Here is a 6,154-nt window from a genome sequence, read left to right as displayed (position 1 = left end):
AGTCAGAAGTGGACCATGCCGATTCGGGATTGGAAGGCAGCGCTGACCCGATTTACCATTCAGTTCGGAGACCGCATCTCCGTCAACTGAAGTCCGAACCGTTTACACAAAAATTCGGACACGCCCGGGCGCGCACAAGGTCACCATGGGCGAGGCCGCGCGCTGGAGCCTGTTGTGGTTCTCGCTGGCGTTTGTGTTCGTGGCCATCCTGTGGTGGTACCTGGACAGCAGCCAGGGCCGCGAGATTGCCAACACCGTCTCGATGCAGTTCATCACTGGCTACCTGGTCGAGAAGAGCCTGTCGGTGGACAACATCTTCGTCTTCCTGATGCTGTTCAGCTACTTTGCTGTGCCGCCGCAGTACCAAAAGCGCGCACTCATCATCGGCATCATCGGCGCCATCGTGCTGCGCACGCTGCTCATCCTGGCCGGTGCCTGGCTGCTGGCCACCTTCCACTGGCTGCTGTATGTGTTTGGTGCTTTCCTGGTCGTCACCGGCGTGAAGATGTGGTTTGCCGCAGGGCAGGAGCCCGACATTGCCACCAACCCGGTGCTCAAGTTTCTGAAGAAGCGCATCCGCATCACCGACCAGTTTGATGGTGAAAAGCTCTCGACCATGATCAATGGCGTCAAGCACTACACCCCGCTGTTCGTGGTGCTGATCCTGATCGGCACGACCGACATCATCTTTGCGGTGGACAGCATCCCCGCCATCTTCGCCATCACCAGCGACCCGTTCATCGTGCTCACGGCCAACATCTTCGCCATCCTGGGCCTGCGTGCGCTGTACTTCCTGCTGGCTGACCTGGCCAACCGCTTCCACTTGCTGGCCTATGGCCTGGCGCTGGTGCTGGTGTTCATCGGTGGCAAGATGCTGCTCATCGACTTTGTGAAGATCCCGATCGGCTATGCGCTGCTGGTGACGGCGTCGCTGATCGCAGGCTCCATCTTCCTGTCGCTGCGCAGCTCGGGCGAGGCTGCCAAAGGCGCCCCACCCGCACTGCCCCCCAAGGCCTGATACCGCCCCAACCCGGAGACCACAACCATGGATCTGCTCGAATCGGTGATGCTGTGTTTGCTGTTGGGCTTGGTGGGGGCCAGTGCCATGGCCTACCACGCTGACAACGAGCCGCGCGACGTGCGCCTGCTGGTGGGGCTCACCACCTTGTGGGGCGCAGGCACGGCGGCGGCGTTGATCGCATGATGCAGCCGCTGTGTCGCTTGCGCCGCTGGCTGCGCGCTCTGGAGCCCCGGGCCCGCCAACTGCTGGACCGCAGCTGGCTGGCGCAGTTCCAGCCCTGGCTGGAGCAACGGGCCCTGTTTCGCTTTCAGCGCCAGCCACTGGCGCGCGGGGTGGCGGCAGGCATGTTCTGCGGTCTGATCCCCGGGCCGTTGCAGATCCCGGGCACGCTGCTGGTGTGCGCCTGGCTGCGCGGCAACGTGGTGGCAGGTGGTGTGGCCACGTTCTATACCAACCCGCTCACCACCGTGCCGTTGTATGTCATGGCCTTTTACCTGGGGGCTTTGGTGATGCCCGGCGCGCAGACGCTGCCCGCCTGGAGCAGCGTGGCACCGGGCGGTGAGTTCACGGTGCAGGCCTTGGGCACCTGGATGCAGGCGCTGGGCGCGCCGCTGCTGATCGGCCTGCCCACCCTGGGGCTGCTGCTGGCAGTATTGGGCTACGCGACGGTGCAGTTGCTGTGGCTGGCACCCGCTCTGCACCGCAAGCGGCGGCTGGCGCGTAGTCGCTGAGCGTCCTGCGGCAGGAACGTGGCTTTTTCGAGCGCCACCGTGGAATGGGCTTTGCCTGGCCATCGGTGGCGACTCCCTCTCAGGCGAAGCGGCGTAGCCGCTCACGAGGTCAGTCGAGTTTTACGCCCACCTTGGTAATGACGCGGCCCCACTTTTCCCGCTCGGCACGCGCAAAGCTGCCCATCTGGGCGGCCGTACCGGGCATGGGCTCCACGCCCAGGGCCTGCAGGCGGGCCTTGGTGCGCGTGTCGGCCAGGGCTGTCTGCAATGCCTTGCTGAAGTTGGCCACCACATCGGGCGATGCGCCCGTGGGGACCACCAGGCCCTGCCACGCAAAACCTTCAAACCCTTGCAGGCCCTGTTCGGACATCGTGGGCACATCGGGCATGGTCGTCACGCGCTGCGGGCTGGCCACACCAATGGCCTTGACCTTGCCGCCGTTGAGAAACGGGTACACCGTGGCGCTGTCGATCCACATCGCGGGCACCTGACCACCAATCACATCCTGGATGGCCGGAGCCGCACCGCGATACGGCACGTGCGTGAGCTTGAGCCCACTTTGCTCGCGGAACAGCTCGCCCACCAGGTGGTGCGGGCTGCCCGGTCCGGCGGATGCCCAGTTCACGCCATCGGCCTGCCCCTTGGCCCAGGCCATGAATTCCTTGAGGTTCTTGGCGGGCACGCTATTGGACACCACCAGGAACATCGGGAAGCGCACCAGCAGGCCCACGGGTTGGAAGTCCTTTTCGGCGTTGTAGGCGAGCTTGCTGAACAAGAACGGGTTGGCCGCCAGCGTGGCGAAGTCGGCCGAGAACATCAGGTTGCCGTAGTCCCTGTTGCGCGCGCTGTATTCGGCGGCAATGTTGGTGCCCGCGCCGGGCTTGTTGTTAATGACGATGGGGCGGCCCAGCGTGGCCGACATCGATTCGGCAATCGTGCGCGCGACGATGTCCGAGCCGCCGCCCGCCGCGTAGCCCACCACCCATTCGAGTGGCTTGGAATCCTGGGCGTGGGCCAGGGGCAGGGTGGTGGCAAGGGCCAGGCCCGCGAGGGTGGCGAGGAAATGTTTGCGCTGCATGGTGGTGTTGTCTCCGTGGTGGTCGAGGTTCAAGGCGAGTCGGGCCCTGCACCGTCTGCGCGGTGCTGGGGCGGTGGGGATGAAAAGGGGCTGTGGTTAGGCCGCCACCGCGTGGGTGGGCACCACGGGCGTGATGGCCGGGGTGCTGCGCCGGTCGGCCGTGGGCACGGCGCTGCCGCGCGCCAGTTGCAGTGCGTGCTGCAGCGTGGCCTGGTCACCGATATGGTTGGCCAGCAGCAGCACCAGGCGTGCGTTCATGGCGTGGCTCTCGGGCGTGGACAGGCCCTGGTGCGCCGCAATCAGCGCTTCATAAAAGTCGTCGCAGGCCTGCAGGTTCGGTTGGGTGTTCAGCATGGGCATGTTCCTTGTCGTCTTACTGGTCAGACGGCTGAGGCCGTGGCACGGGCCAGTGCGCTGCACACAGCCGCTTCGGTGGGCGTGCGCCAGCGTGCGCACACATGCTGGTCGGGCCGCACCAGGTACACGGTGCGCGGCAGCGCATCCAGCCGCTGGGCGGCCAGCGTCTGGTGGTCGATCACGTCGATGCCGATCTGCAGCACCTTCACACCGGGCAGGCCATGGGCCCATGCAGGGGCTGGGCCAAACACCAGCAGCGTGAAGTCCGGCCCCAGCTCGCGCAGCAGCCAGGTGGGCTGGTCTTGCCGGGTCAACGGTGCGTCCAGCAGCACGGCACCAGGGACCTGGGTGCCTGCGAAGTGATCGGTATCCGGCGTGTTCAGGGGCGACTGGTGCAGCGTGGCGGGCACCGAGAGGCGCCCGCTGTTCACGATACGCCGTGCAAACGCATGCTCGCGCGCCAGGTGCAGCGCCGCGTCGCGGAACAGGCGGCTCACCTCGCTCTTGGGCGTGATGAAGTCGGTGGCTCGCGTGGAGTTGCACAGGTTTTCGTCGGCCGCGTATTCGCGCTCGGGGCCATACGTGCCCACCAGCGCGGGGCTGGCGCGGCCCTGGAGCACCCAATCGAGCTTCCAGGCCAGGTTCTCCGCGTCCTGCACGCCGCTGTTGGCGCCCCGTGCGCCAAAGGGCGAAACGCCGTGGGCGCTGTCGCCCGCGAAGACGACGCGGCCGTGCACGAACTGGTCCATGCGCAGGCAGGCAAAGGTGTAGACGCTGGCCCAGTCCAGCTCGAACTGTGCATCCGCACCCAGCAGCGCCTTCACGCGCGGGATGATGTTTTCGGGCTTTTTCTCTTCTTCGGGGTCGGCGTCCCAACCGAGCTGAAAGTCGATGCGCCAGACGTTGTCGGGCTGGCGGTGCAGCAGCACGCTCTGGTTGGGATGAAAGGGTGGGTCGAACCAGAACCAGCGCTCGGTCGGGAAGTCCGCATCGCCCGCCAGCTTCACGTCTGCGATCAGGAAGCGGTCCTGAAAAATGCGCCCCTTGCTCTCCAGCCCCAGCATCTGCCGCGTGGGCGAGCGTGCGCCGTCGCAAGCTACCAGCCATTGCGCATCCATCTGGTAGGCGCCCTCGGGTGTGTCGATGGTGAGCAGCGCGCCGTCCGCGCGGCTTTGCACCGCCGTGACCTTGTTGTGCCAGCGGATGTCGATGCCTGGCAACTGCAGCGCACGCTCCACCAAGTAGGCCTCGGCGTAGTACTGCTGCAGGTTGATGAAGGCGGGACGCTCGTGGCCTTCTTCGGGCAGCAGATTGAATTCGTACAGCTGCTCGTCCTTCAAAAACACCTTGCCCAGGTTCCACGACACGCCCTTGTCCACCATGCGCTGGCCCACGCCCAGGCGGTCCCAGATTTCGAGCGTGCGCTTGGCAAAGCAGATGGCGCGCGAGCCGATGGAGAGCTTGTGGTCGTTGTCCAGCACCACTACACGCTGTCCGCGCTGGGCCAGGTCAATGGCGAGCGACAGGCCCACGGGGCCCGCGCCGATGACCACGATGGGTTGCTGTGCGGGCGTGGTGCGGTCCTGGTCGGGCGAGCGCACGTAGCCGAAGTCGATGGCCTGCACCTCGGCGCCACTGGCGTGAAAAGCCTCGCGGGGAATGTCTCTGGGATTCATGTTCTACGACCTTCGTGTTTGATCGATTGCCTGATGTAGAGAGCTGACCTTTGCAACTGGCGCGCCCTGAGCGAGGGACGCCGAGCAAGGGCCGCCCCGCAGCGAGGGCGTCGTCCCCCTTCCCGAATCGCGCAGCGGTTCGAGAGAAGGGGGAAGGCGCGCAGCGCCTCAGGGGGTTGTTCTCTGCCTAGCCTTCCAGCGATTTCCACATCTGAATGTCGCGTTCAGCGGTCCAGATGCGTGGGTCGGGGTATTGCGTGGCCTCGTCGTACGCACGGGTCACGTCAAACGGCATGCAGTGGTTGAAGATGACCCAGTGGCCGTACTTGGGCTGCAGCTTGGCAAACGTGGCCTCGTACACCTTGCGCAGGTCTTCGCCCTTGGCGGCACTGGCCTTCACGCTCTCGTACAGGTCGCTGATGAAGGCGCGTGTGCCGGCCAGGCCCGCCTGCACCTGCTCGGGCGTCTGCAGCGCGGCGCCCCGGCCGGGCACCAGCTTTTCGGGCTTCAGCGCAGCGATGTTGTCCAGGGTCTGCGGCCAGTCCTGGAAGTACGCGTCGCCCGCATACGGCGTGGCGTCGAACTCCACCAGGTCGCCGCTGAACAGGATCTTTTCCTGCGGCAGCCAGGCGACCGTGTCGCCCTTGGTGTGGCCCCGGCCCAGTTGCAGGATCTGCACCTCCAGCTTGCCCAGCCACAGGGTCATCTTTTTGTTGAAGGTCATGGTCGGCCACGTCAGGCCGTCCGGCACGCTCTCCACGTTCTGGAACAGGCGCGGGAAGCGGCCGATCTCGCTGTCCTTGTCGAACTGGCCGCGCTCCACGATCAGGTCGCGCGTGTCTTCGCTGGCAATGATGTGCTCGGCGCCGTAAGCGCTTGCGCCCAGCACGCGCACCGCGTGGTAGTGGGAGAGCAGCACGTATTGGATGGGCTTGTCCGTCACCTCGCGGATGCGGCGGATCACGTCCTGCGCCATCACAGGCGTGGCCTGGGTGTCGATGACCATCACTGCGTCGTCGCCAATGATGATGCCGGTGTTGGGGTCGCCCTCGGCCGTGTAGGCATAGGCGTGGTCGGAGAGCTTGTCGAAGCTCACCTTCTTCACTTCGAGGTCGGCGGCAGAGGCAAAGGTTTTGACGGTGCTCATGGTGGTGATTTGTTAATGGTGAATGCGTTTATCTAAACGGAATGTGTTGATGTTAGGCAAGAAATTCGTTCATGTCTAACGCATTTGTTTAGGTGTAAACCCGAACGGGGGGTGGATGCTGCGCTGCGTGGACAATCGCCCCAT

General features: G+C 65.0%; 7 protein-coding genes. 3 read left to right on the top strand and 4 right to left on the bottom strand.

Going from position 1 to position 6,154, the window contains the following annotated elements:
• Positions 1 to 112 precede the first annotated feature (112 nt).
• The 3 genes from NFX52_RS29035 to NFX52_RS29025 are packed head-to-tail and all read left to right on the top strand — an operon-like array spanning position 113 to position 1,752.
• Complete coding sequence (locus NFX52_RS29035; RefSeq protein ID WP_435301301.1) at positions 113 to 1,018, top strand: TerC/Alx family metal homeostasis membrane protein; 906 nt, start codon at positions 113 to 115, stop codon at positions 1,016 to 1,018.
• A 27-nt stretch (positions 1,019 to 1,045) separates the two neighbouring features.
• Positions 1,046 to 1,204 (top strand): hypothetical protein, encoded by a 159-nt coding sequence (locus NFX52_RS29030; RefSeq protein WP_176887220.1) that lies wholly within the window; start codon positions 1,046 to 1,048, stop codon positions 1,202 to 1,204.
• Complete coding sequence (locus tag NFX52_RS29025) at positions 1,201 to 1,752, top strand: DUF2062 domain-containing protein (RefSeq protein ID WP_055398347.1); 552 nt, start codon at positions 1,201 to 1,203, stop codon at positions 1,750 to 1,752. Before NFX52_RS29030 ends, NFX52_RS29025 begins: the two co-directional genes overlap by 4 nt.
• A gap of 109 nt (positions 1,753 to 1,861) precedes the next feature.
• On the opposite strand, the gene NFX52_RS29020 is transcribed toward NFX52_RS29025, so the two are convergent.
• The 4 genes from NFX52_RS29020 to NFX52_RS29005 all read right to left on the bottom strand — a co-directional run bounded on the left by NFX52_RS29020 (position 1,862) and on the right by NFX52_RS29005 (position 6,010).
• Positions 1,862 to 2,830, bottom strand: coding sequence for a Bug family tripartite tricarboxylate transporter substrate binding protein (locus tag NFX52_RS29020; protein WP_055398365.1), 969 nt, complete (start codon positions 2,828 to 2,830; stop codon positions 1,862 to 1,864).
• A gap of 96 nt (positions 2,831 to 2,926) precedes the next feature.
• Positions 2,927 to 3,184 (bottom strand): DUF2783 domain-containing protein, encoded by a 258-nt coding sequence (locus NFX52_RS29015; RefSeq protein ID WP_055398346.1) that lies wholly within the window; start codon positions 3,182 to 3,184, stop codon positions 2,927 to 2,929.
• Positions 3,185 to 3,210: 26 nt separating this feature from the next.
• Positions 3,211 to 4,863 (bottom strand): FAD-dependent oxidoreductase, encoded by a 1,653-nt coding sequence (locus tag NFX52_RS29010; protein WP_055398345.1) that lies wholly within the window; start codon positions 4,861 to 4,863, stop codon positions 3,211 to 3,213.
• A gap of 187 nt (positions 4,864 to 5,050) precedes the next feature.
• The gene (locus NFX52_RS29005) at positions 5,051 to 6,010 is read right to left on the bottom strand and encodes an MBL fold metallo-hydrolase (protein WP_055398344.1); all 960 of its coding nucleotides are present in this window, start codon (positions 6,008 to 6,010) and stop codon (positions 5,051 to 5,053) included.
• Between the last annotated feature and the right edge of the window lie 144 nt (positions 6,011 to 6,154).

The organism is Acidovorax facilis, assembly GCF_023913775.1.
In the GTDB taxonomy this organism is placed as follows: domain Bacteria; phylum Pseudomonadota; class Gammaproteobacteria; order Burkholderiales; family Burkholderiaceae_C; genus Acidovorax; species Acidovorax facilis.
Note: the sequence above shows the minus strand (reverse complement) of the source record. Positions and strands in the feature narration are given on the sequence as shown.